The organism is Cupriavidus sp. WGlv3, from assembly GCF_023952475.1.
Taxonomy (GTDB): Bacteria; Pseudomonadota; Gammaproteobacteria; order Burkholderiales; family Burkholderiaceae; genus Cupriavidus; species Cupriavidus phytorum.
On sequence record NZ_JALHRX010000144.1, the window covers coordinates 1 to 468 of the forward strand.

Annotated in this window: 1 protein-coding gene and 1 pseudogene; both read right to left on the reverse strand. The window is 63.5% G+C overall.

Translation table 11 applies throughout. The features are described from left to right. Positions 1–105, reverse strand: a 105-nt coding sequence (locus MKD38_RS30900) for a proton-translocating transhydrogenase family protein (RefSeq protein WP_252682437.1), incomplete at its 3' end; no start/stop codon positions are given. A 14-nt stretch (positions 106–119) separates the two neighbouring features. After that, positions 120–468, reverse strand: a pseudogene (locus MKD38_RS30905) (NAD(P)(+) transhydrogenase (Re/Si-specific) subunit alpha); the annotation flags it as partial.

Below are 468 nucleotides of genomic sequence, written 5' to 3' on the forward strand. Positions count from 1 at the left end.
CGGCGTATGCAGGGCCGGCGTGACCGTCCAGACCACGTGGTAACCCACGTAGATCGCGAGCACGAAGATGATCAGGTTGATCACCGTGTGGTTCACCATTTCCATGATTGTTCTCCTGATCAGGCCACTGCCTGTTCTTCCCGCCGCGTCATCAGGCAGGCGGCGACGATGTCGTCTTCCTTGTTGATCACAAGCCTGCCTTCCTTGTCCAAAATTAGCTTGAGGAAGTCCAGCACGTTGCGGGCATAGAGCGCCGAGGCGTCGGCCGCCACCATGCTGGCCAGGTTGGTATGTCCGATCAGGACCACGCCGTTGTGGTTGACCACCTGGTCGGCCACCGTCAGCGGGCAGTTGCCGCCCTGCGCGGCGGCCAGGTCGACCACCACCGAGCCCGGCTTCATCTGCGCCACGGTCGCTTCCTGCAGCAGCACCGGCGCCTTGCGGCCGGGGATCAGCGCGGTGGTGATG